Origin of the sequence: Flavobacterium sp. (genome assembly GCF_041392085.1) — a bacterium.
Taxonomy (GTDB): domain Bacteria; phylum Bacteroidota; class Bacteroidia; order Flavobacteriales; family Flavobacteriaceae; genus Flavobacterium.
In genome coordinates, this window is the sequence record NZ_JAWKMW010000006.1 from 179,962 (window position 1) to 199,831 (window position 19,870).

Genomic DNA, 19,870 nt, shown 5'->3' on the forward strand with positions numbered 1-19,870 from the left:
TTTTATTTTGTTATTCTATGTTTCGGGCTAGCTTTAAAAATACTTCATTCATCGTACTAACTTGAAATTGATTTTTTAAGTTTTTCGGGGTATCCAAGGCTTCAATCACACCATCAACCATAATCGATACGCGGTCACAATATTCTGCCTCATCCATATAGTGTGTCGTTACAAAAATAGTAGTACCCTTGTGAGCTTCAGCATAAATCAATTCCCAAAATTGTCTGCGGGTGATGGGGTCTACTCCTCCGGTAGGTTCATCTAAAAAAACAATTTTAGGTTCATGTAGCATAGCTACAGAAAATGCCAATTTTTGTTTCCATCCCAAGGGTAAGTCGCCAACCTTTTTTTGGGCAATATCACCCAGTTGCAATGTTTGAATTAACACCTCCGTCTTACTGTTGATCTGTTTTCGTGATAATCCGTAAATTCCACCAAAAAAAGTAATATTTTCTTTCACTGTTAAATCGTCGTACATCGAAAATTTCTGACTCATATAACCAATATTTTGTTTCACTTTTTCGCTTTGTGTGTGCACATCAAAACCGGCTACATTTGCTCTACCATTAGTAGGATTTGAAATTCCTATCAACATCTTCATAGCCGTTGTCTTTCCTGCACCATTTGCTCCTAAAAAACCAAATATTTCTCCTTTGTTTACGTGAAAGTTGATTCCTTTAACAGCTGTAAAGTGGCCAAATTGCTTGGTAAGGTTTTCTACGACTATAATTTTTTCCGAAAGATTGTTCATGTAAAATGGGTTTATAAATCCATAAAAATATCTTCTATAGTAGGGGTTGTTTTTTGAAGGATGATACTTTGATGTCCTTTTGCCTTCAAATAGTTACGCAAAGTTTCACTATCAAAAAAATTGTTCAAATCAATATAATGAACAAATTCTCCGAAAGCAAAAACACTGTAATACGATGGAAAATGTTTTAAATCTTCAATCAGTAGGTGCATTTGGTTACTGGCAACCTCATAAATGGTTTTTTGATAAGCATCAACAATTCCCTGCGGTGTATCAATTTTAAGGATTTTCCCCTCTTGAATGAGTGCGATTCGGTCACATAATGTGGCCTCATCCATATAAGGTGTAGAAACTAGAATGGTAATACCTTTCTGCTTCAGTCGTTTAAGCATTTCCCAAAATTCTTTTCTGGAGACAGGATCTACACCCGTTGTGGGTTCATCCAGAAACAAAACTTTTGGTTTGTGTATTAAAGCACAACAAAGGGCTAGTTTTTGTTTCATTCCACCTGATAACGCACCTGCTTTTCGGTTTTTAAAAGGTTCTATTTGCACATATATATCTTCAATTAAATCATAATTTTCTTCAATCGTAGTACCGAAAATAGTTGCAAAAAAGGCTAAGTTTTCCGAGATAGTTAAATCCTGATACAGCGAGAATTTTCCGGGCATGTACCCCACAGCATTGCGTATTTCTTTCACTTGTTTCAAAATGTTGTAATTAGCTACTGTTGCACTTCCTTCGTTTGGTAATAACAAGGTGGTCAATAATCGGAAAAGAGTTGTTTTTCCGGCTCCGTCTGGTCCAATTAAACCAAAAAGTTCCCCTTCATTTACCTCCAAAGTAATGTTTTGAAGTGCTGGAATGTTTTTATACGATTTCGAAATATTCTGAACAGAAATACTCATGGTCTTAACCCTTAAATATAAATAGTTACTTAATTAACAAAAAATTAGTTAACTCGTGAGCGTCAACCCAATGTTTTACATTAACCGGAATTTTAACATAATCCCCAGATGTCAAATGTATTTTTTTACCGGTTTCTTCATTGTAAGTGGCATCACCTGATACACACAGCAACAATGCCGGAATTGTGGTAACATGCTCTTTTAACTGTTCATTCTTGGCTATCTGTAAGGAAACTACTTTGCCTTGTGTAGGCTCAAAAAGCAGTTGAGTAGCTACTGCCTTATTTTCTGTATGCAAATTTTTAAGGTTCATACTGTTTGATTTTAAATTAGTTTTTGTTGATTTACAACCCATTGCAATTAAAACAATTGCTAGAAATAGTATTTTTTTCATAATTATTAATTTGTTAGCCTGACCTCCGCAGGCATCCCTATTTTTATACTTCCTTCATTTTTAACCGCTACTTTTACTGCATAAACTAAATTGGCTCTTTCTTCTCTCGTTTGAATGACTTTTGGCGTAAATTCTGCCTGAGCACTTATCCATGAGATTGTGCCATCATAGGTTTTTATTCCTTGTTCAGCATCAATCGAAACGTTAACTTTTTGTCCAATTTTCAATTGTGCTAATTGCGTTTCTGTAAAATACACGCGTAATTCCATTTCATGTAAATTAGCTATTTTATAAAGTGGTTTTCCAAATGAAGTGATTTCAGATGGTTCTGCATACTTTGTCAAAACTGTGCCTTCTAATGGATTAATAATAGTAGCTTTTTTTATCTGATCGTCTAATTTGTCAATTTGAACTTTTAACGATTTTATTTCATTTAAAATGGGAGCGTTTTGAGTTTGCACACTGCCAATTTGTTTTTCAATGACTTTCACTTTTCCTTCAATCTCGTCCACTTGTCGTTTTGTAGCTGCATTTTCTGCAAACATATTTTTAATTCGGGTTTGCTCTATTTTAGCAGTTTTTAATTGTTCATTTAAAACACTAATTTCTGATAGAACAGCAGCTGATTTTGCTTGAACGGTTTCAATAGTGGCTTTTAATTGTTCTTTATTATAATGCAGTTGTAAGGTATCGACTAACCCAACAAGTGTTCCTTTTTTAAGTTGAATTCCTTCCTCTACATTTAAAAATTCAATTTTACCGTTGGATTCAGAAGAAACAATGATTTCAGTGGCTTCAAAATTTCCGTAAGCATCCGCTTTTTCATTATTTTTTTGGCAACTTATAATTAGTAGAAATGCTGTAAATGAGATTATTATTTTTTTCATGGTTGATGTTTTAAATTCCGCTTATGATTTGGTAGTTTGCTTTAGCTAAAAGTAATTGAATATGGTGCGTTTTTTCATTAATTTTAGATTCAAATAAATGTGTTACCTCATTCAAATAGTCTGATGAAGTGATCACACCATTCTTCATTTGAGCTTCTGCCGAGCGTACAATTTTTTCACGTAATTGAATAATTTCTAAATCTGATTTCAATTGTGCATTTATTTTTTCGATTTCAAAATTGTATTCATTCAATTGACGATTTTGATTGACTTCAAACGTTTCTTTTTCTGTTAAAATGATTTGTTTGGATAATTCTAGTACCTCTTTTTCTTTTTTTGTTTTATTCCATTCAAACAAAGTCCAATTTAACCGTAAGCCAGTCATATAAAATGTTTCAAATGAATTATTTAACATGTTTAACGCCGGATTTCCGTAGCCACCTTGAAGAAAAGCGTTTAGTTTTGGTGCATGGGTAGTTTCAATCACTTTTTGAGCAGCTTCTACTTGTTGATTTTGCAAATCAAATAGGACTAATTCAGGTCGAATTCCACTTCTTTCTGCCTCAAAATGTGTTGGTTGGGATAAAATGGTGGTTGGATGAAAAACTTGTCCGGACAAGAGTTCTAAATTCTTCCAAAGTTTCAGTTGTTCAAGAGTAATATCACTTAACTGTTGATTGATGTTGATTATTTCAGCTTCAATCACTTGTTCTGAGGCCGGTAAAACCGCTCCAAATTTAACAGCAGTTTGAATCTCCTTACTTTTCTCTTCAAGTAGTACTTTTTTAGCTTGCAATAATTCCTGCCTTTCTTGCGAAAGTAAAAGCCCAAAGTAGTATTGATTAACCTGGGTTTTTAATTGATATAGATTTACGATAGCTACTTGCTGTTGCGATTTAATTTGAGTTGCTTTAAGTTGCGTTTGAGCCTTAATAGTTCCGCCATTATAAATCAATTGATTAATATCGAGGGTAGCTCTGTATTGATCTTTATTTAACGGCTCCATTGTTACATTGGGCATAGAAAACGGTACTTGTGTAACATCCGATTGATAACTAGCTTGAGCATGGAATGAAATTTTTGGTAATTTATCCTTTGCTAAAACTATTGCTTCTAATTCCGATTGATTTTGGAGCAGATTGTTTTGTTTGGCTAGTGGGTAGTTTTTTTCAACCAACGCATAGCATTTTTCAAGTGTCAATTGCTCCTGAGCCCAAAAATCTTGCCCAAACAAGATTACTATACTAAAAATTAATTTTTTCATCTTTTCTGAATTGCATTGATAATTTGAGTGGAAATATGCACTTTCCGAGCTTCCATTAACGCTATAAATTCATCGTCAGAAATAGCAATGATTCCTTTCACTAAAGTTTGAGCAGCAAATGGAAAAACGGTCATTGAGAAAATATCTAATAAAAGTTGCTTTGGAGATAGGGGCATTATTTCTCCCAATTCAATTGCTCTTTCAATTTGTTTTACCAATTTTATGGGGTTCGGTCGTTGTTCTTCTTTGAGAAATTTTTCAACAAAATCAGGATTGTTGTTCATTTCCTGAATAATAAACTGAGGCAGAAAAGGATACTCAATCACAAAGGTGATATAACTGGCAGTAAACTTCTTTATTTTTTCAAATAGATCATCGTCTGAATTGAATATCTCATTAATTTGAGGGGCTAATTTGCCAAAAGCATTCATAAAAACGGCTTCAAAAAGTTTTTCTTTACTCCTAAAAAAGTAATGTAACATTGCTTTGTTTATTCCTGCTTCATCTGCAATCTCTTGCATTCTTGCTCCCATAAAGCCCTTGTTTTGAAATACTTTAAAGGCGGCTTCAAATATTTTTTCTTCTGTTGTCATTGAACTAACTATTAAGTTTAACCATTTGGTTAGCAAAGGTAATTATTAATTCATATCATCAGTAAAAAAAATAACTATTTTTTATGATTTAGATTTTTGAATAAAAGATTGTTGCATTAAAAAAAGGAGAATTCCAGCCAAACTAAAGAACAAAAGGGTACCCAATACAATAAAAACAACAAGGGTAAACGATAAACTATTTTGATGTTGAGAAAACGTAATAGAGGAATCGCTAAACTGCCAAATACTCTTTTTAACACCCATTATAACTAAAACAAAAATAAAAAGAAACAATAATGATTGAACAAGCCAAAAAAGTGTATTTAAAGTAATCCTAGTTAATTTATTTAAAAGTGGAGGTGCAATGTAATAAAAAGCCCCTGCCAAAATAATCATCATGTTGATCCCGATTGTAGTGCCCATGGCATGAGCTACTGTAATGTGGGTTCCGTGAGTAAAAAGATTAACCGCCGGAATTGATAGTAGCAAAGCTAAAAATAAGTTGATGGCCACCCAATATTCAGAAGCCATGATGAAACGATAAGGGAAAAAGTAATAATATTTTTTGGACTCAGAAAGTTGCTTTTTCCAATCTAAGATTATTTTTATAAATATAATCCACTCTGTCATACTAACGATATAAGACAAATGATGGATAAATCGACTAGTAGGAACTAAATAAATATGATGCCCCCAATTAAACATCAAATTGAATAGACCAAGAAAATATAAGGCAAAGGCTATTTTTTTGTGAGCCATTTCCGAATTACCACTTATTTTTGTCATCATATAAAGCGAGAATCCATACAAAAGCTGATTTACAGCACCTACAATTGAACCATTTACTTTCCATTGTAGCGTTAAATCAGAAATCAAATCATTTTTAAAATAAGGAAATATCCACAAATAATTTTCTAAAAAAACAAAAAGGAAGAACAAAATTCCGGTAAACCACATCCAATAATAAGAGGGCCATTTTTTTTCGGTTAACAAATTTTTCAAAATGAAAAATAAAAAAATGACAAACGAAAGAAAAATGGGTAAAGCCCAGATAGGATTAAACTCCCAATATTCTCTGCCGGAGAAATCTTTTGTAAAATAACTGTAAAATATTCCACTAATAGAAATAAACCACAAAAACAAGTGAATTTTAAGCCATTTTGACAGTTTCAGATTAGGAAAAATTTCAAATAAAGCAAGTGATACACAAGCTAATCCACCAATAATTATTCCAAAATATGCAGAGCTAACATGTAAGGGGCGTAACACATGAAAAGGTAATATTCCTTGAGTTGCATCTGTAAAACGGTAAGACTCTGAGGCAAGATGACCAAAAAACATTCCTAACAATAAAAGTGCTAACGCAAAACGCATTAACCAATAACTTGTTTTCATTTTACTTTTTCAACGTATAAGTACCATTTATATTAATTTGATAATCGGTAGGATTAGCAGTTCCGGTTTCATTCATCGCTTTTAAAAAAAACAATAAATCTGTCAACTCTTTATCCGATAACTGAAAAGCCGGCATTTGCTTGACTCCACTTGTAATAATTCCTTTTATATAAGCATCTGTCCTTCCCGGCTTAGACATAATATTGGTTAAATCCGGTCCCAAATAACCACCTAATCCATACATTTGATGACAAGTATGGCAATTGTTTCGTTGCCAAACTTCCTTTCCTGCGGACACATGTGTTTGTGTAGATAAATTTCGAAGCTCTTTATTTCTAAGAGGTTTTAGATAAATAGAAAAAGAAAATAAAAGAAACAAAACACTTAATGTAACAAATATTTTTAGAGGTGAAAACGAATAAAACTTAGCAACTATAGGCATATTCATTTTTTTTGTTTGTTTCTAAATGCAAGGCAATGGACGATTGATTCACGATAATCATCGCAGTTTGCAACATGTTCTCTAATTCACAACAATTTTGGCAACGGTAATAATAATCTACACACTCCATTAAATCGGTATGAATTTTAATCAACTGTGTTAAAACTTTCATTTTATCTTCTTGACTACCCTGTAAAACTTGGTAGGTCATAATGCTTCTCACTTGCTCTTTAAGTTCATTCAAAATAGCAGAATCAATGATTACGGGGGATTCAAATTCAATCAATTGGGTACATGAAAACTTTTGTTCAATCCCGTAAATAGAGGTAACTATTTGTTGAGCGGCATTAAACGAATAGACCAAAGCTTCCAACAAAGAATTAGAAGCCAAGCGATTGGCACCAAGTAATCCTGTACACGAACATTCACCTAATGCATATAAATTTTTCACAGAAGTTTGTCCGTATTCATTTACCGTAATTCCGCCACATTGATAATGAGCAACAGGAACAATGGGCACTAAGTCCTTTTCAGGACGAAGACCTGATGATATAATTCGTTCATAAATGATAGGAAAATGATCTTCAAATTCGTCTTGATTTAAATGACGAAGGTCTAAATACACAAAGGATTCAGCTGAGTGCTTCAATTCCTCAAAAATGGCGGCTGTAACGATATCTCTAGTCGCTAATTCTCCTCTACTATCAGAATTAAATAAAAATCGTTTACCATGTGAGTTAACCACATAACCGCCAAAACCTCTTACAGCTTCTGAAATCAGAAACAAATTACTTTTACCTTTTTCATACAATGCTGTGGGATGATATTGAATATATTGCATATCGGTAATTGTTGCTCCTGCTCTAAAAGCCATAGCTACTCCATCACCGGTGGCTATCGTTGAATTGGAAGTAAATGCAAACAATTGACCACATCCTCCGGTGGCAAGAACCGTTGTTTTAGCATAAATAATTTTCAATTCTGATTGTGATTCTAACATATACAACATTCCAATAGCTTCATTTTCATCAGAATCCCTATTGGTGATAACATCAACACAAAATGCATTTGGAATCACTTCAATGTTTGCCTCATTCTTAATTCTATTCCACAAAACATCTTGGATATGCCAACCGGTTTGATCTTTGTAATGCACCACGCGGTTTTGAGTATGACCACCTTCCAAGGCCAAAGCAAGCTGACCATCTTTTTCGGTATCGAATACCGCTCCCCATTTGATTAATGCATTCAATCGTTGAGGTGCTTGTTTAATCACCATTTCTACCACTTTGGTATTGCATTTTCCTCTACCTGCTGCTAACGTATCTTGAATATGTTGTTCAAAACTATCGGTAAGTCGGTTACAAACGGTCGCAATTCCTCCTTGAGCCAAGGAAGTATTGGTTAATTGTGCATCGTTTTTAGATAACACAATAATTTGTAAATCAGGTTGTTGTTCAATTAAATGAATGGCTAAGCAAAGTCCTGCTATTCCTGTGCCCGAAATTAATACATCACATGTTTTCATAGGTTTAAATTTGAAGCATTCGTTGAATGGGGGGTATAGCTTTTGTGATTATTTCTTGTTCTAATAACACTTCAGGTGATTCGTCTAAAAGACACGTATAAATTTTTTCTAACGTATTCATTTTCATAAATGCACATTCACTACAGGCACAAGTATTATCTTCTTTGGAAGGTGCAGGAATGAGTATTTTATCTGGAACTTCTTGTTGCATTTTATACAAAATTCCATGTTCAGTAGCTATAATAAATTTTGTTTTGGGTGAAGATTTTATATAGTTAATCATTCCGGAAGTAGATCCAATATAGTGTGCTGTTCGCAAAATATGAGCTTCTGATTCAGGATGAGCAACTATAACTGCATCAGGATTTTTTTGGTGTAAACGAATTAGTTTTTCCAACGAAAATGCTTCGTGTACCACACAAGAACCTTCCCATAAAACCATATTCCGACCGGTTTCTTTGATAAGATAATTTCCTAAATTCCTATCCGGTGCAAAAACAATTTTTTGTTCTTTAGGTATTGTGCTAATTACTTTTATAGCATTGGAAGAAGTGCAAACATAATCACTTAGGGTTTTAATTTCTGCCGAACAATTGATGTACGTAACAACCACGTGATTGGGATAATTTTTAAGAAATTCTTCAAATTTATCGGGCGGACAACCATCAGCCAATGAACATCCTGCATTTATGTCGGGAACGATTACTTTTTTTGACGGATTTAAAATTTTTGCCGTTTCTGCCATAAAATATACACCGGCAAATACAATAATTTCTGCATTTGTTAAAGCTGCTTTTCTGGAAAGTTCAAGACTATCACCCACAAAATCTGCAATTTCCTGAATCTCAGGAGACTGATAATAATGTGCTAATAGTATTGCTTTTTTTGTTTGCTTTAAGGCTGTAATTTTTTGTTGTAAAGTCGATACATTCATTTAAATAGGACTTTTTTATCTTATTTGTAATTAAAATTTTTTTTATGTTTTTAAAAAGGTGGAATGAGAAACTAAACCACTAACTAAATCGGCTAACGATGTAGAATCTAAAGCTAATTTTAATTGCTCACGAATAGGTTTATATTGATTGTGAAACGGGCATGGTTTAATTTCTGAACAATCATTTAAACCTAAACTACATCTTTTAAATAGAGCTTCTCCATCAATGGCTAAAATAATATCACTTAATGTAACCTGAATAAGTTTTTCTTTAGAAACAAAAAAACCACCGCCATTTCCTTTCAGGGAATCAACTATATTGTTTCGGGCTAATTTTTGTAAAATTTTAGCCGTAAACGACTCAGGTGAATCAATCTTACGTGCAATTTCTCGCAAACTGATTCGATTACCTTGTTCCGTTTCTGCTGCAATTACTAAAGTTGCCCTAACGGCATATTCACATGTTTTAGAAAGCATTTTTTATTTCAAAAATAGTCATAATTCTCCAACAAAAAGCAAATGTATTAACTCTAACAACCCTTAGGTATGATTTTAATCATATTAACGCATGCAAAGTCGAATGTTATGAGTTGATAAATGCGTATAGTCAAAATTTTTTGAATTATTGAGTGGCTTCAAAGTGATAGAATTATTTCTGAAGGGTTGCAAAAAATAATTTCCATTATAGTCATTATCTTCTAAAAGTTGGGTCATTTGGACAATATCATTTTCATTTAACAAATCGGTGTGAACAGTTGTTCGCACTTCAAAAGGGGTTTTTGATTGTTGTAAAATAGAAAGACATACCAAAAATTGCTCATAAAACCTAGATTCAGTAATGCTTTTAAACTTAGCTCGGGTTGCTTTAAAATCTAAAGCAACATAATCAATCAAACCCAAGGTAATAGCTTCCCGTAATCGTGCTGGCTTACTACCGTTAGTGTCACCTTTAATCAAAAACCCCATCGCTTTAATCAAAACCATTAATTCTAAGGATTCTTTGTACAACAAACATTCACCACCACTAAAAACAACAGCATCTAATAAACCTCTTCGTTTTTCCAAAAAAGAAAGTATTTCGGGAATGGAATAACTTCCTTTCCCGAAAACAATCTCCGGATTATAACAATAACTACATTTCATATTGCATCCCGCAAACCAAAGAATGCAGGCAGTTTGGTCGGGATAATCCAATAAAGTAAAAGCAGTGATGCTATGAACAATTTTTTTAGCACTTGGTTTCATTAAAATGTGTGCGTTGTTTGTGTTCTCCTTTTTTACCAATGTTAAAACTTTCTACCGGCCTGTGATAGCCCATTACTCGGGTATAAACTAAACATTTGGTTCGCAATTCGTTGTGTTGTTCTAATACAGAATTAGTTTGAGTTTGTGATTTCATAGTGGTTTGATTTAAGTTTTTCTAACAAAATTTCGTCGCATTTCGGACAGTATTCGTGTTCACCATTCAAATAACCATGAACGGAACAAACACTAAACACTGGCGTAACGGTGATATAAGGTAATTTAAAGTTGGTAATCACTTTTTTTACAAAATTTCTGCAAGCTTCGGGTGAGCTGATTTTTTCATTCATATATAAATGCAAAACGGTTCCTCCCGTGTATTTACATTGTAAATCATCTTGCATCATTAAAGCTTCAAACGGATCTTCGGTAAAATCTACCGGAATTTGTGAACTATTGGTGTAATAAATATTTTCTCCTTCACCGGCTTGAATAATATCGTGATAACGCTTTTTATCTTCTTTGGCAAAACGATAGGTGGTTCCTTCGGCCGGAGTAGCCTCTAAATTGTATAAATTTCCGGTTTCCTCCTGAAATGCTTTCATACAATTTCTTATATGTTCTAATAATTCTAAGGCCATTTCAGAACCAAAATGACTCGTAATGTCGTGTTTACCATTTGTGAAATTTAAAATCATTTCATTAATTCCATTCACACCAATGGTGGAAAAATGATTCCGAAAATGAGGCAAATAGCGTTTGGTATACGGATACAATCCTCGGTCGTACATCTCTTGCACAAATACACGTTTTTTCTCTAAAGTTGATTTTGAAATTGCTAACAGATGATCCAATTGCTGATACAACTGCAATTTGTTACCGGCATTCAAATAGCCCAAACGAGCCATATTAATAGTAACAACACCAATACTTCCGGTCATTTCTGCACTGCCAAATAAACCATTGCCTCGTTTTAATAATTCTCGCAAATCTAGTTGTAATCTACAGCACATGCTTCGAACAGCATTGGGTTTGTAGGCATTCGGGTTTTCTACTTTTTGGCCGTTAGCATCAAAAGTGTACTGGCTTCCAATAAAATTCTGAAAGTAAGACGACCCAATTTTGGCCGTATTTTCAAATAATAAGTCGGTGTTTTCTCCATACCAATCAAAATCTTCAGTAATGTTTACTGTGGGAATGGGAAAAGTAAAGGGTTGTCCATTGGCATCGCCCTCTGTCATCACTGTATAATAGGCTTTATTAATCATATTCATTTCCGGTTGAAAATGTTCATACCGCATTTCAATAACCTCAGTAACGCCCCTAATCTTTGCTCGATGTGCCAAATCGGGTGTTGTATGATGTAGAAATAAGTGTGCATTATTGCGTGTAGGAATTTGTTCTTTCAAATCACTCGGAACAACCCAATCCAAAGTGATATTCGTAAAAGGTGATTGTCCCCACCGTGCGGGAACATTTAAATTATAAACAAAACTTCGTATGGCTTTCAGTACCTCCTCATAACGTAAGTTGTCTTTAAAAACATAGGGGGCTAAATAGGTATCAAACGAACTAAACGCTTGTGCTCCCGCCCATTCACTCTGCAAAATACCTAAAAAATTAGCCATTTGTCCCAAAGCTTCTCTAAAATGAGAGGGAGGTTTACTTTCCACACGTCCACGAACTCCGTTAAACCCATCGTTTAATAAAACGCGTAAACTCCATCCTGCACAATAACCGGTCAAGCAATCCAAATCGTGTATATGAATATCACCGTTTCGGTGTGCATAGCCTTCTTCTTGTGTATACACTTTATCCAGCCAGTAATTGGCAATAATTTTGCCGGCCACATTATTCACTAAGCCGGCATTTGAATAAGATGTATTGGCATTCGCATTAATTCGCCAATCGGTTTGCGAAATATATTCTTCAATAGTTTGCGTACTATCTACGTAGGTTGTATCTTCATTCAATCCGAGCACGTGTTCCCGTTGCATTTTTCGGGTGTGCCGATAGACCATGAACGATTTCATTACAGAAAAATAGTTCATACTAAACAGCACTTTTTCAATACTATCTTGAATTTCTTCTACAGCCCAAGTTTCTTTAGTGTCTAATATTTTCATCACTTCTTCTACCACTAACGGATTAAAGATTTGCGATTCACTTTGGAATGCTTTTTCGATTGCTTGTTCAATTTTAAATAATTCAAATGGTCGAAAAATTCCATTTCTTTTAATAACATATTTTTCCATACAATTTGTTTTTTTGAAGAATTAATGTGCAGTTTGATTTCTCAAATTTAATTCAAATAAGACTTTTTTATCCTGTTTAAAAAATAAGAAATCAACAAATTAAAAAGTAGAATTGTTGATAAGTAAAATAAAAAAAGGACACTTCCTAAAAAGTATCCTCCATTCAACCAATAAAAATTATTTCAACCTCAAGAAATAATCTACGTTCGAGTGCCACCATGACCACCAGCAACAATTTTTAAAATCCGTATGTTCAAATAGAAAAATTTAAAAAACTGAATGAATGGATTTTGCATTTTTCTTTTTTGAGAAATCGATATTCGTTGCATAATTATATTTTTAAATGTTATTAACTTTTTTGGTTAATTTCTAAATTTTATTCAGGAATCAACCACCAAAAAGGTTTCATTTTTGCTTTGTAAAGAAAGGCGTAATGCAGTGATAGTTTTACCCAATGTCCCGCCAAACCAATGTCGCCAAATGTTTTTTTGATATCACGACCGCCCGTTTGACCATACTTTTTATAATCGGGTACAATGGGATAGGTTGTGATGCTAACCCCACTTCCTTGTGTTAGTCCATATCCCGCAGAAGCAATACAAGCAGCTCCCATATTTCCTAATGAACCTTTGTGATGTAACGATTCTTTACCGAGTTTGATAGAATCAATAATGTTATCGGCTACTAATTTTGCTGTAATTCCCGATGGCATTCCGGTTCTGGGTGGTGAAGGAAAAATTTCGGTTCCGTTTTTACTTTTTCTGGGTTTAGAAATGGAGTGTGGCGGAGCAAAAGCAATTCCGGGTGCAAAAATATTTTTGTAGCTTGGGTTTTGATAGGTTTCCGGCCAATCTTGAACAGACCAATCTTCATAAGGTTTTGAAGTATAATCAGCATCAACAACCATAAAACCTTTGAATAACTTTTCGGTAATGTTTTGTCCGGTTTTGTCATACGCTTGAAATCCATGACCTGAAAATGCAGGAATCAACATCCCAAAGTCAAAGGTTTCTGTTTTAAATTCTCCTTCCAAATTTTCGTAATATACGATTCCGTCTTCCACTTTTTGAACAGCTGCTCCCAAAATCCATTTTATTCCACGGTCTTCAAAAATCATTTCTACCATATCTTTCGATTTCATGTTGAAACCGTTATATTCCATCAACATTCCATCCATCCCAAAATCGCCCAATTCATATTCGTTGGAAATCCAAGTAATATCAGCTTTATCGCGAACACCAAATTTTTGCAGTTCTTTTTCTACATTCAAAATATATTCAAAGGCAGCACCTTGACAAGTTGCTTTACCATGTCCGGTTCCGATAAGAATTTTTGCTTTTTTATTGGATTTTTTCAATTCAATAATCAGTTGATGAAGAGCTTCTGAAGCATGTTCTGCATGATCATACGTACAAACCGAATACACTTTATTGGTTCCCGGATTCAACCCTTCGGTTAAATCAAAAGCTAATTTTGGACCGGTTGCATTGATTAAATAATCATATGTTACTTTTTCTTGTTTACCTAATTTTTCTCCAAAAACACCTTCGACTAAAATATAGGGTTTATCCTGTGTTGCATCGCCTTCGGGATGAAAGGAAACGGCTTTGGCTTGTTTGTAACCAATTCCTTTTCTTTTGTATAAGGGTTCCAAAGGAAAGATTACTTCTTTTGATTTCATTCGTCCAATTCCCACCCAAATATTGGAGGGCACCCATTGGTAATTTCGATTGGGAGAAACTACTAAAACTTGGTGCTCTTTGGATAATTTTCTACGCAAGTGAGCTGCTGCCGTATGTCCGGCAATTCCAGCTCCTAAAACTACAATTTTTGCCATTTTGTTTTGAAATATTGTACGAAGTTAGAAGGAATTAACAGAACAAAACGCAACAATTGTTACATAACCTAAAATTAATAACTGGTGTCGTCCAATATAACTTTCCCTTTAAAAGTTCGGTACAGAAATAGAAAATAAAAAGCCAATAAAGGAGCTCCAATTAACACAATCGTCAACATTATGCCTAGTGATTTTTGTGAAGAAGCGGCATTATAAATGGTGATACTATATTCCGTATTCAAGGTTGAAATCAACAAGGTAGGATACAATTGAAAAGCCACCAACATCAACAGAAAAGCCATGGTGAGTGAAGAAAATAATAATGCTTGAAAATACTTCTTTTTAGAAACCAAACGAGGTACATTGGCTACAGCCAAAAAAGCCAACAAAGGAATAATAAAAAACACCGGATTTTCTCTGAAATTATCGGTTACACCCGGAATAAAAATTAAGGTGTAAAGTGAAGTCATGGAAAAACTGATGATGAAAAAAATCATTCCTTTACGAAGTAAAAAAGTGAGTCTGGCATGTAAACGACCTTCCGTTTTTAACAACAGGAATATTGCACCTTGGGTCATAAAAAGTGACAAAGTAGTAAAGCCAGTCATTAATGCATAAGGAGATAAAAAAGTAAAAAAGATTCCTCCTTGATAAGCATAATTAGGTCCTATAGCAAAACCTTGTAACACATTTCCCAATACTACTCCCAATAAAAAAGCAATTAAAGTATTGGAAATAAAATAAATATAATCCCAAGCTGTTCGCCACCATTTCATTTCCTCAGCACTTCTGAATTTGATTGCAGCCGAACGTAAAACCAATAACACTAAAAACAACATAAACGGTATATACATGGCTGAAAGCATGGTAGCATACATCACCGGAAAACCTGCAAAGAGTGCTCCTCCGCCAATGATTAACCAAACCTGATTGGCATCCCAAAGGGGGCCAATGGCATTAATGGCAATGCGACGACTTTCATCTTTTCTAAAAAACAAATGCCAAGCACCTGCACCATAATCAAAGCCCTCTAAAATAGCATAACCGGAGAACAACAAACCAACCACTAAATACCACAAAGTTGGGTAATCAATTCCTAAAAAAGTATCCATGTTTTCCATTAGTATATTGAATTTAAGTTAGCTTCTTGCTCATTAAAAGGGCCGTGTTTGATTTTTTTGTTCAGTGAATACAAAAACAATAAAAACAAAAGCGTATAAATCACTAAGAATAAAATCAATGAAAATAAAATTTGGTTTGCCGAAACTTCCTGTGAAAATCCCTCACTTGTTCGAAGATGACCATATACAATCCAAGGTTGTCTTCCCATTTCGGCAGCAAACCAACCGGCTTGATTGGCAATTTGGGGTAATAAGACTGAAAATGAAAAAATCCACAACAACCACTTTGTTTCAAATAATTTTCCTCTCCACCATAAAAAACAAGCATAAAAAGTAAGAGCAATCAAGAACATTCCAATTGAAATCATGATGTGATAAAATTGAAAAACGGCATTTACTTGACTTGGTTGATCTTCTTTTGGAAAAGCATTTAACCCCGTTACCGGAGCCTGAAAATCCTGATGAACCAAAAAAGACAATCCACCGGGAACTGCGATTCCTGAAACTTCTTGTTTTTTATTATCCACCCAACCTAAAAGATACAAATCTGCAGGAGAAGAAGCTTCGTAGTGTCCTTCCATTGCTGCTAATTTAGCCGGTTGATTTTTTGCTACTCCATCCGCAGAACTATGTCCGGAGAGTAACTGAGTAAATGACACAACTGTTGCTACTACTAATGCAATTTTAAATGCTTTTATAGAAATAGCTTCATAACGTCCTTTACGAAAATAATAAGCATGTACACTCAATACCATGAAAGCTCCGGCCAAAAAAGCTCCTTGCCAAACGTGAATTATCCTGTCTACGCTGGAAGGATTAAACACCATAGCCCAAAAATCGGTTACTTCTGCCCTTGCATTAAAACCATCACCAACAATATGATAACCGGCAGGTGTTTGTTGCCAACTGTTGGCCACGACAATCCAAACAGCAGAAAACATAGAACCCAGAAAAACACCAATGGTTGAAATAAAGTGAACTTTGGGTGAAACGCGATTCCATCCAAAAATTAGTATTCCTAAAAAAGTACTTTCCAAACCAAAAGCAAATAATCCTTCTGCAGCGAGTGCACTTCCAAAAATATCCCCTACATATCGGGAATAAACGGCCCAATTGGTACCAAATTCAAATTCCATGATGATTCCTGTTGCTACTCCAATTCCAAATGTAATAGCAAATATTTTGAGCCAAAAACGGGTTAATACTTCGTATTCTTTATTTCCGGTTTTGAGGTAAAGTCCTTCAAAAATTACCATCAATAAACCTAATCCAATACTCAATGGTGGATAAATATAATGAAAGGCTACCGTGAAGGCAAATTGTATTCGAGCTAATATTTCAACATCCATAATTTTGTGTTTTAAGGTTCTATTTCCAGCATTTTTTTGATGATTTCTTCTTTTGAAAGTACTTCTCTGGTTTTCCAAATCAACTTACCGTTTGCAAAAAGTGCCAATAAAGGTAAAGAATCAATTTGAAGTTGGTTTATTTTTAAAAGCAGTTGGTTTATTTCAAAAGTATGGATTTCAACTCGCTTTCCAATGGAATTTTTAACCTGTTGTAAGGTTGGTTCTATCATTTCACAAGGGTCACAAGATGAAGTTTTAAAATTGATTAAGATCAATTCATTATTTTGAATGACAGTATTTATCTCGTGACTCATTCTATTTTAGATTTAGGAATTTGACAACTACCCGAACTACATGTATTGAAAACAGCTTGAAAAAGAAAAAAGGCTGCAAAGAATAAGAAAAAATATTGTTGTGAGATGATGGCGTGGTAAGTAATTCCGATAGCAACAAATAAACGAATCCATCGCATTAAATGCCAATTGGTGAAAAGTAATTTTTTCATCTTTAGATAGTTTATCGTAAAAGTAATTTATGGATACAATCTAAAATGTAACTTGTATTACATAACGACAACAATATTTACTAACTCTCTAATAAAATAACATTTTAAAGTTTTATCTTCGGAAAAAACCGCCCTACTTTACTTTGATACTCTTTATATGAAAGGAATTTTTGAGTAAGTTGTTTTTCTTCATAGGTTGATTTTAAATAAAACCAAATCAACAACAAACCACTAATGAGCAATTTATACAGTGAATAGTTATAAAGTGCATATCCGAAAGCAAACATCAAAATTCCGGTGTAAATGGGATGCCGACTGTATCGAAAAAATCAGTGCGTAAGTAATTCCGCTTTTTCGATTGGCGTTGGGAAAACGGTAAGATTGGATTTTAATTCAAAAACGGTTAACAGTGCAATCATAAAACCGATAAAAGCAATCACCATTCCGAAAGTTGTTATAAATTTTGGAATTACTAATGGTTGAAAAAAATCAAACGCATAAACTCCAAAAAGAAGAAATTGAATGAAAACAAAAATGTAATCTTTACTCGTTTTTCTCATGTTTTGTTCCAATAAATCGAATTACAGCACCTTGTCCTTGGTGAAACGGTCCTTCTTCTAAAGTAATAATTGCTGTTTCAAGAAAGTTGAAATTAATAGATGAAAATTCATCTTTTACCTCGTCTTCAGAAAATAGCATGGCTGGTTCTTTAGGTCCGCCAGATGTAAATTGCAATTGATTTTTTTCAAAAGCTTCAAATAAAATTTTGCCATTAGGTTTGAGAAAAGAGACCAACTTTTGATGAGCTTGTTTGCGAATAAGAGACGGGAAATGGGCAAAAATAAATACTATCGCATCAAAACTTTCAGGTTCAAAAGGTAATTCCATCACATCAGAAACCAAATAATCAAGTTCTACATTTTGCTCTTTTGCAAGTGTTACTGCTTTATTTTTAGCTGATTCACTGTAATCAAATGCAAAAACAATACAGCCGTTTTGAGCAGCAAAAACAGCATTTCTCCCCTCACCTTCTGCCACAAATAAAATTTTACCTGTGGGTAGTTGATGTAAATTTTCTTTTAGAAATTGATTGGGTTCTTTACCATATACAAATTCCTTTTCGGCATAGCGTTCGTTCCAAAATTGCTTCATTTAATCTTTCTTTTTGGGTGAAGTTACAAATAAATTGAATAACAAACCACCCATTAAACCACCATATAATGTACTGTTGAGCGGTTTGGAGGTGATGGCACATGTTCCACTGACGCAACCAATTTGTTGGTAATATAAGTAGCCAGCAACTAGTCCGATTACCACTCCAATTGCAGTAATGATGATTGCTTTTTTATTCATGTTTTTTCTTTTCAAAAGTTATACTCCAAATCCCTCTTATTTCGTTTTCAATGTATCCAACGGCTAAATCGCTAGGATATAGTTTTAGAATTTGGCGTTGAACTTCAGGTTTAATTTGTTTTCCATGGCATTGCAAACACATGGTGTTTGTTTCAATTGGGTAATAAAACTGAATTTTATCTTCTTTTTCCAAAGTAATGGGTTTGATTTCTTTTTTCTCAGCCAGTTCTTTCTTGAATTGAGCAATATATTTTAATTCCTCTGCATTAGCTTTGTTATTTGGGTTTCGATTTTTGTCGGAAACTCTTTTTATGGTAGCATTAAACTGCGTTGACATACTATCAGTCAAAGGAATCGCTTGATGGTTACAAAAGGTCAAGGCTTTCATGGTTCCCTTTTGCTGAATGGCTTCCATTAAATTTTTACCCAACACTTTTTTGGTACCCAAAGCATAATCTAAACCAATATCGGCATAGGTTTTAGTCGTCTCCATTTCTTCAAGTTTTTTACCGGATTGCGTCCAATTTTTATTGCCGTGACCTTCCCAATGAGCTTTAAACCATTCGGGTTCTTCAATTTGATAGTCATACATAAAAGCAGCTATTTTTTCAATACTACCTTCCGGGAAAACTTGTTTAGGCATGAGTCCGTGTTTTTTTACTGCACCATACATCAGGGCTTTTTCTTCTGTAGGATGGGCTACAAACGCTTTCACATTTTCGATAAATTCGGCTTTATTATACCCTTCTCTATCAATATATCTGGCTTTGATGGCCACCATCGGCGGTGCAATTCTACCTTGATTTTCATCAGCTGTTGGACTATGGCATAGATAACAATGGGTTTCCATTAATTTTTTCGCTTCAAGTGGGTCAAAATTGGACGTGATAGCATTTTGTTCCTCTACTTTTTGATATTCTTTTTTACCATTTTGGCAACTTGTCAAAAATAATATAGTGATTAGGAAACTTATAATTTTCATGAGATATGATATTTTTTTCAAAAATAAACAATCATTGTAACCAAAGTTGTAACGTTTGTTACAGAAGAACTTTAATTACAATTAAATAACAATAATCTATCGTTTAAAAAAAATAATAGAAAAATATTAT

23 protein-coding genes and 1 pseudogene are annotated in these 19,870 nt (G+C 34.0%); all 24 read right to left on the reverse strand.

Features of this window, described 5'->3' with window-relative positions; all coding sequences use genetic code 11:
• Positions 1 to 10 precede the first annotated feature (10 nt).
• Positions 11 to 751 (reverse strand): ABC transporter ATP-binding protein, encoded by a 741-nt coding sequence (locus tag R2782_RS05620; RefSeq protein WP_129464839.1) that lies wholly within the window; start codon positions 749 to 751, stop codon positions 11 to 13.
• 11 nt (positions 752 to 762) lie between these two features.
• Positions 763 to 1,659 (reverse strand): ABC transporter ATP-binding protein, encoded by an 897-nt coding sequence (locus R2782_RS05625; RefSeq protein ID WP_371267099.1) that lies wholly within the window; start codon positions 1,657 to 1,659, stop codon positions 763 to 765.
• A gap of 25 nt (positions 1,660 to 1,684) precedes the next feature.
• Positions 1,685 to 2,053, reverse strand: coding sequence for a hypothetical protein (locus R2782_RS05630; protein WP_371267100.1), 369 nt, complete (start codon positions 2,051 to 2,053; stop codon positions 1,685 to 1,687).
• Positions 2,054 to 2,058: 5 nt separating this feature from the next.
• Positions 2,059 to 2,940, reverse strand: a complete 882-nt coding sequence (locus R2782_RS05635; RefSeq protein WP_371267101.1) for an HlyD family secretion protein — start codon at positions 2,938 to 2,940, stop codon at positions 2,059 to 2,061.
• A gap of 10 nt (positions 2,941 to 2,950) precedes the next feature.
• A complete protein-coding gene (locus tag R2782_RS05640) occupies positions 2,951 to 4,204 on the reverse strand; it encodes a TolC family protein (RefSeq protein WP_371267102.1) in 1,254 nt (417 codons plus the stop codon).
• Positions 4,201 to 4,797 carry a TetR/AcrR family transcriptional regulator gene (locus tag R2782_RS05645; protein WP_371267103.1) on the reverse strand — a complete coding sequence of 199 codons (597 nt, stop codon included), beginning with the start codon at positions 4,795 to 4,797 and terminating at the stop codon, positions 4,201 to 4,203. Before R2782_RS05645 ends, R2782_RS05640 begins: the two co-directional genes overlap by 4 nt.
• An 81-nt stretch (positions 4,798 to 4,878) precedes the next feature.
• The gene (locus tag R2782_RS05650) at positions 4,879 to 6,192 is read right to left on the reverse strand and encodes a cbb3-type cytochrome c oxidase subunit I (protein ID WP_371267104.1); all 1,314 of its coding nucleotides are present in this window, start codon (positions 6,190 to 6,192) and stop codon (positions 4,879 to 4,881) included.
• A gap of 1 nt (position 6,193) precedes the next feature.
• The gene (locus tag R2782_RS05655) at positions 6,194 to 6,640 is read right to left on the reverse strand and encodes a cytochrome c (RefSeq protein ID WP_371267105.1); all 447 of its coding nucleotides are present in this window, start codon (positions 6,638 to 6,640) and stop codon (positions 6,194 to 6,196) included.
• Positions 6,618 to 8,162: an L-aspartate oxidase gene (gene nadB, locus R2782_RS05660; protein WP_371267106.1), complete on the reverse strand. Its 1,545-nt coding sequence runs from the start codon at positions 8,160 to 8,162 to the stop codon at positions 6,618 to 6,620. The genes R2782_RS05655 and nadB overlap by 23 nt, the downstream gene beginning before the upstream one ends.
• 4 nt (positions 8,163 to 8,166) lie before the next feature.
• Positions 8,167 to 9,096, reverse strand: a complete 930-nt coding sequence (nadA, locus tag R2782_RS05665; RefSeq protein ID WP_371267107.1) for a quinolinate synthase NadA — start codon at positions 9,094 to 9,096, stop codon at positions 8,167 to 8,169.
• Between the two features lie 42 nt (positions 9,097 to 9,138).
• Positions 9,139 to 9,573, reverse strand: a complete 435-nt coding sequence (locus R2782_RS05670) for an Rrf2 family transcriptional regulator (RefSeq protein ID WP_026709981.1) — start codon at positions 9,571 to 9,573, stop codon at positions 9,139 to 9,141.
• 84 nt (positions 9,574 to 9,657) lie between these two features.
• Positions 9,658 to 10,341: an anaerobic ribonucleoside-triphosphate reductase activating protein gene (locus R2782_RS05675; protein WP_371267108.1), complete on the reverse strand. Its 684-nt coding sequence runs from the start codon at positions 10,339 to 10,341 to the stop codon at positions 9,658 to 9,660.
• Positions 10,325 to 10,495, reverse strand: a complete 171-nt coding sequence (gene nrdD / locus R2782_RS05680) for an anaerobic ribonucleoside-triphosphate reductase (protein WP_129464850.1) — start codon at positions 10,493 to 10,495, stop codon at positions 10,325 to 10,327. Before nrdD ends, R2782_RS05675 begins: the two co-directional genes overlap by 17 nt.
• Positions 10,473 to 12,593, reverse strand: a complete 2,121-nt coding sequence (locus R2782_RS05685) for a ribonucleoside triphosphate reductase (protein ID WP_371267109.1) — start codon at positions 12,591 to 12,593, stop codon at positions 10,473 to 10,475. The genes nrdD and R2782_RS05685 overlap by 23 nt, the downstream gene beginning before the upstream one ends.
• Positions 12,594 to 12,969: 376 nt before the next feature.
• Positions 12,970 to 14,430, reverse strand: a complete 1,461-nt coding sequence (locus R2782_RS05690; RefSeq protein ID WP_371267110.1) for an NAD(P)/FAD-dependent oxidoreductase — start codon at positions 14,428 to 14,430, stop codon at positions 12,970 to 12,972.
• Positions 14,431 to 14,504: 74 nt separating this feature from the next.
• On the reverse strand, positions 14,505 to 15,542 hold the full coding sequence (gene cydB, locus R2782_RS05695; RefSeq protein WP_371267111.1) for a cytochrome d ubiquinol oxidase subunit II: 1,038 nt from the start codon (positions 15,540 to 15,542) through the stop codon (positions 14,505 to 14,507).
• A gap of 8 nt (positions 15,543 to 15,550) precedes the next feature.
• Positions 15,551 to 16,900, reverse strand: a complete 1,350-nt coding sequence (locus R2782_RS05700; RefSeq protein ID WP_371267112.1) for a cytochrome ubiquinol oxidase subunit I — start codon at positions 16,898 to 16,900, stop codon at positions 15,551 to 15,553.
• A gap of 11 nt (positions 16,901 to 16,911) precedes the next feature.
• Positions 16,912 to 17,214 (reverse strand): thioredoxin family protein, encoded by a 303-nt coding sequence (locus R2782_RS05705; protein WP_371267113.1) that lies wholly within the window; start codon positions 17,212 to 17,214, stop codon positions 16,912 to 16,914.
• Complete coding sequence (locus R2782_RS05710; protein ID WP_371267114.1) at positions 17,211 to 17,405, reverse strand: hypothetical protein; 195 nt, start codon at positions 17,403 to 17,405, stop codon at positions 17,211 to 17,213. Before R2782_RS05710 ends, R2782_RS05705 begins: the two co-directional genes overlap by 4 nt.
• 104 nt (positions 17,406 to 17,509) lie before the next feature.
• Positions 17,510 to 17,719 (reverse strand): annotated as a pseudogene (locus R2782_RS05715) (isoprenylcysteine carboxylmethyltransferase family protein); the annotation flags it as partial.
• 15 nt (positions 17,720 to 17,734) lie between these two features.
• A complete protein-coding gene (locus tag R2782_RS05720; protein ID WP_371267115.1) occupies positions 17,735 to 17,965 on the reverse strand; it encodes a hypothetical protein in 231 nt (76 codons plus the stop codon).
• A complete protein-coding gene (locus R2782_RS05725; RefSeq protein ID WP_371267116.1) occupies positions 17,949 to 18,557 on the reverse strand; it encodes a class I SAM-dependent methyltransferase in 609 nt (202 codons plus the stop codon). Before R2782_RS05725 ends, R2782_RS05720 begins: the two co-directional genes overlap by 17 nt.
• On the reverse strand, positions 18,558 to 18,758 hold the full coding sequence (locus R2782_RS05730) for a DUF6132 family protein (RefSeq protein WP_371267117.1): 201 nt from the start codon (positions 18,756 to 18,758) through the stop codon (positions 18,558 to 18,560).
• On the reverse strand, positions 18,751 to 19,740 hold the full coding sequence (locus tag R2782_RS05735; protein WP_371267118.1) for a DUF3365 domain-containing protein: 990 nt from the start codon (positions 19,738 to 19,740) through the stop codon (positions 18,751 to 18,753). The genes R2782_RS05730 and R2782_RS05735 overlap by 8 nt, the downstream gene beginning before the upstream one ends.
• Between the last annotated feature and the right edge of the window lie 130 nt (positions 19,741 to 19,870).

Excerpts from the sequence above, each read along its gene's own strand:
- R2782_RS05625 (WP_371267099.1), bottom strand. The coding sequence starts at position 1,659 with ATGAGTATTTCTGTTCAGAATATTTCGAAATCGTATAAAAACATTCCA.
- R2782_RS05685 (WP_371267109.1), bottom strand. The coding sequence starts at position 12,593 with ATGGAAAAATATGTTATTAAAAGAAATGGAATTTTTCGACCATTTGAA.
- R2782_RS05640 (WP_371267102.1), bottom strand. The coding sequence starts at position 4,204 with ATGAAAAAATTAATTTTTAGTATAGTAATCTTGTTTGGGCAAGATTTT.
- R2782_RS05710 (WP_371267114.1), bottom strand. The coding sequence starts at position 17,405 with ATGAAAAAATTACTTTTCACCAATTGGCATTTAATGCGATGGATTCGT.
- R2782_RS05720 (WP_371267115.1), bottom strand. The coding sequence starts at position 17,965 with ATGAGAAAAACGAGTAAAGATTACATTTTTGTTTTCATTCAATTTCTT.
- R2782_RS05655 (WP_371267105.1), bottom strand. The coding sequence starts at position 6,640 with ATGAATATGCCTATAGTTGCTAAGTTTTATTCGTTTTCACCTCTAAAA.
- R2782_RS05620 (WP_129464839.1), bottom strand. The coding sequence starts at position 751 with ATGAACAATCTTTCGGAAAAAATTATAGTCGTAGAAAACCTTACCAAG.
- R2782_RS05705 (WP_371267113.1), bottom strand. The coding sequence starts at position 17,214 with ATGAGTCACGAGATAAATACTGTCATTCAAAATAATGAATTGATCTTA.
- R2782_RS05630 (WP_371267100.1), bottom strand. The coding sequence starts at position 2,053 with ATGAAAAAAATACTATTTCTAGCAATTGTTTTAATTGCAATGGGTTGT.
- nadB (WP_371267106.1), bottom strand. The coding sequence starts at position 8,162 with ATGAAAACATGTGATGTATTAATTTCGGGCACAGGAATAGCAGGACTT.
- R2782_RS05730 (WP_371267117.1), bottom strand. The coding sequence starts at position 18,758 with ATGAATAAAAAAGCAATCATCATTACTGCAATTGGAGTGGTAATCGGA.
- cydB (WP_371267111.1), bottom strand. The coding sequence starts at position 15,542 with ATGGATACTTTTTTAGGAATTGATTACCCAACTTTGTGGTATTTAGTG.
- nadA (WP_371267107.1), bottom strand. The coding sequence starts at position 9,096 with ATGAATGTATCGACTTTACAACAAAAAATTACAGCCTTAAAGCAAACA.
- nrdD (WP_129464850.1), bottom strand. The coding sequence starts at position 10,495 with ATGAAATCACAAACTCAAACTAATTCTGTATTAGAACAACACAACGAA.
- R2782_RS05650 (WP_371267104.1), bottom strand. The coding sequence starts at position 6,192 with ATGAAAACAAGTTATTGGTTAATGCGTTTTGCGTTAGCACTTTTATTG.
- R2782_RS05700 (WP_371267112.1), bottom strand. The coding sequence starts at position 16,900 with ATGGATGTTGAAATATTAGCTCGAATACAATTTGCCTTCACGGTAGCC.
- R2782_RS05690 (WP_371267110.1), bottom strand. The coding sequence starts at position 14,430 with ATGGCAAAAATTGTAGTTTTAGGAGCTGGAATTGCCGGACATACGGCA.
- R2782_RS05645 (WP_371267103.1), bottom strand. The coding sequence starts at position 4,797 with ATGACAACAGAAGAAAAAATATTTGAAGCCGCCTTTAAAGTATTTCAA.
- R2782_RS05670 (WP_026709981.1), bottom strand. The coding sequence starts at position 9,573 with ATGCTTTCTAAAACATGTGAATATGCCGTTAGGGCAACTTTAGTAATT.
- R2782_RS05635 (WP_371267101.1), bottom strand. The coding sequence starts at position 2,940 with ATGAAAAAAATAATAATCTCATTTACAGCATTTCTACTAATTATAAGT.
- R2782_RS05725 (WP_371267116.1), bottom strand. The coding sequence starts at position 18,557 with ATGAAGCAATTTTGGAACGAACGCTATGCCGAAAAGGAATTTGTATAT.
- R2782_RS05735 (WP_371267118.1), bottom strand. The coding sequence starts at position 19,740 with ATGAAAATTATAAGTTTCCTAATCACTATATTATTTTTGACAAGTTGC.
- R2782_RS05675 (WP_371267108.1), bottom strand. The coding sequence starts at position 10,341 with ATGAAACCAAGTGCTAAAAAAATTGTTCATAGCATCACTGCTTTTACT.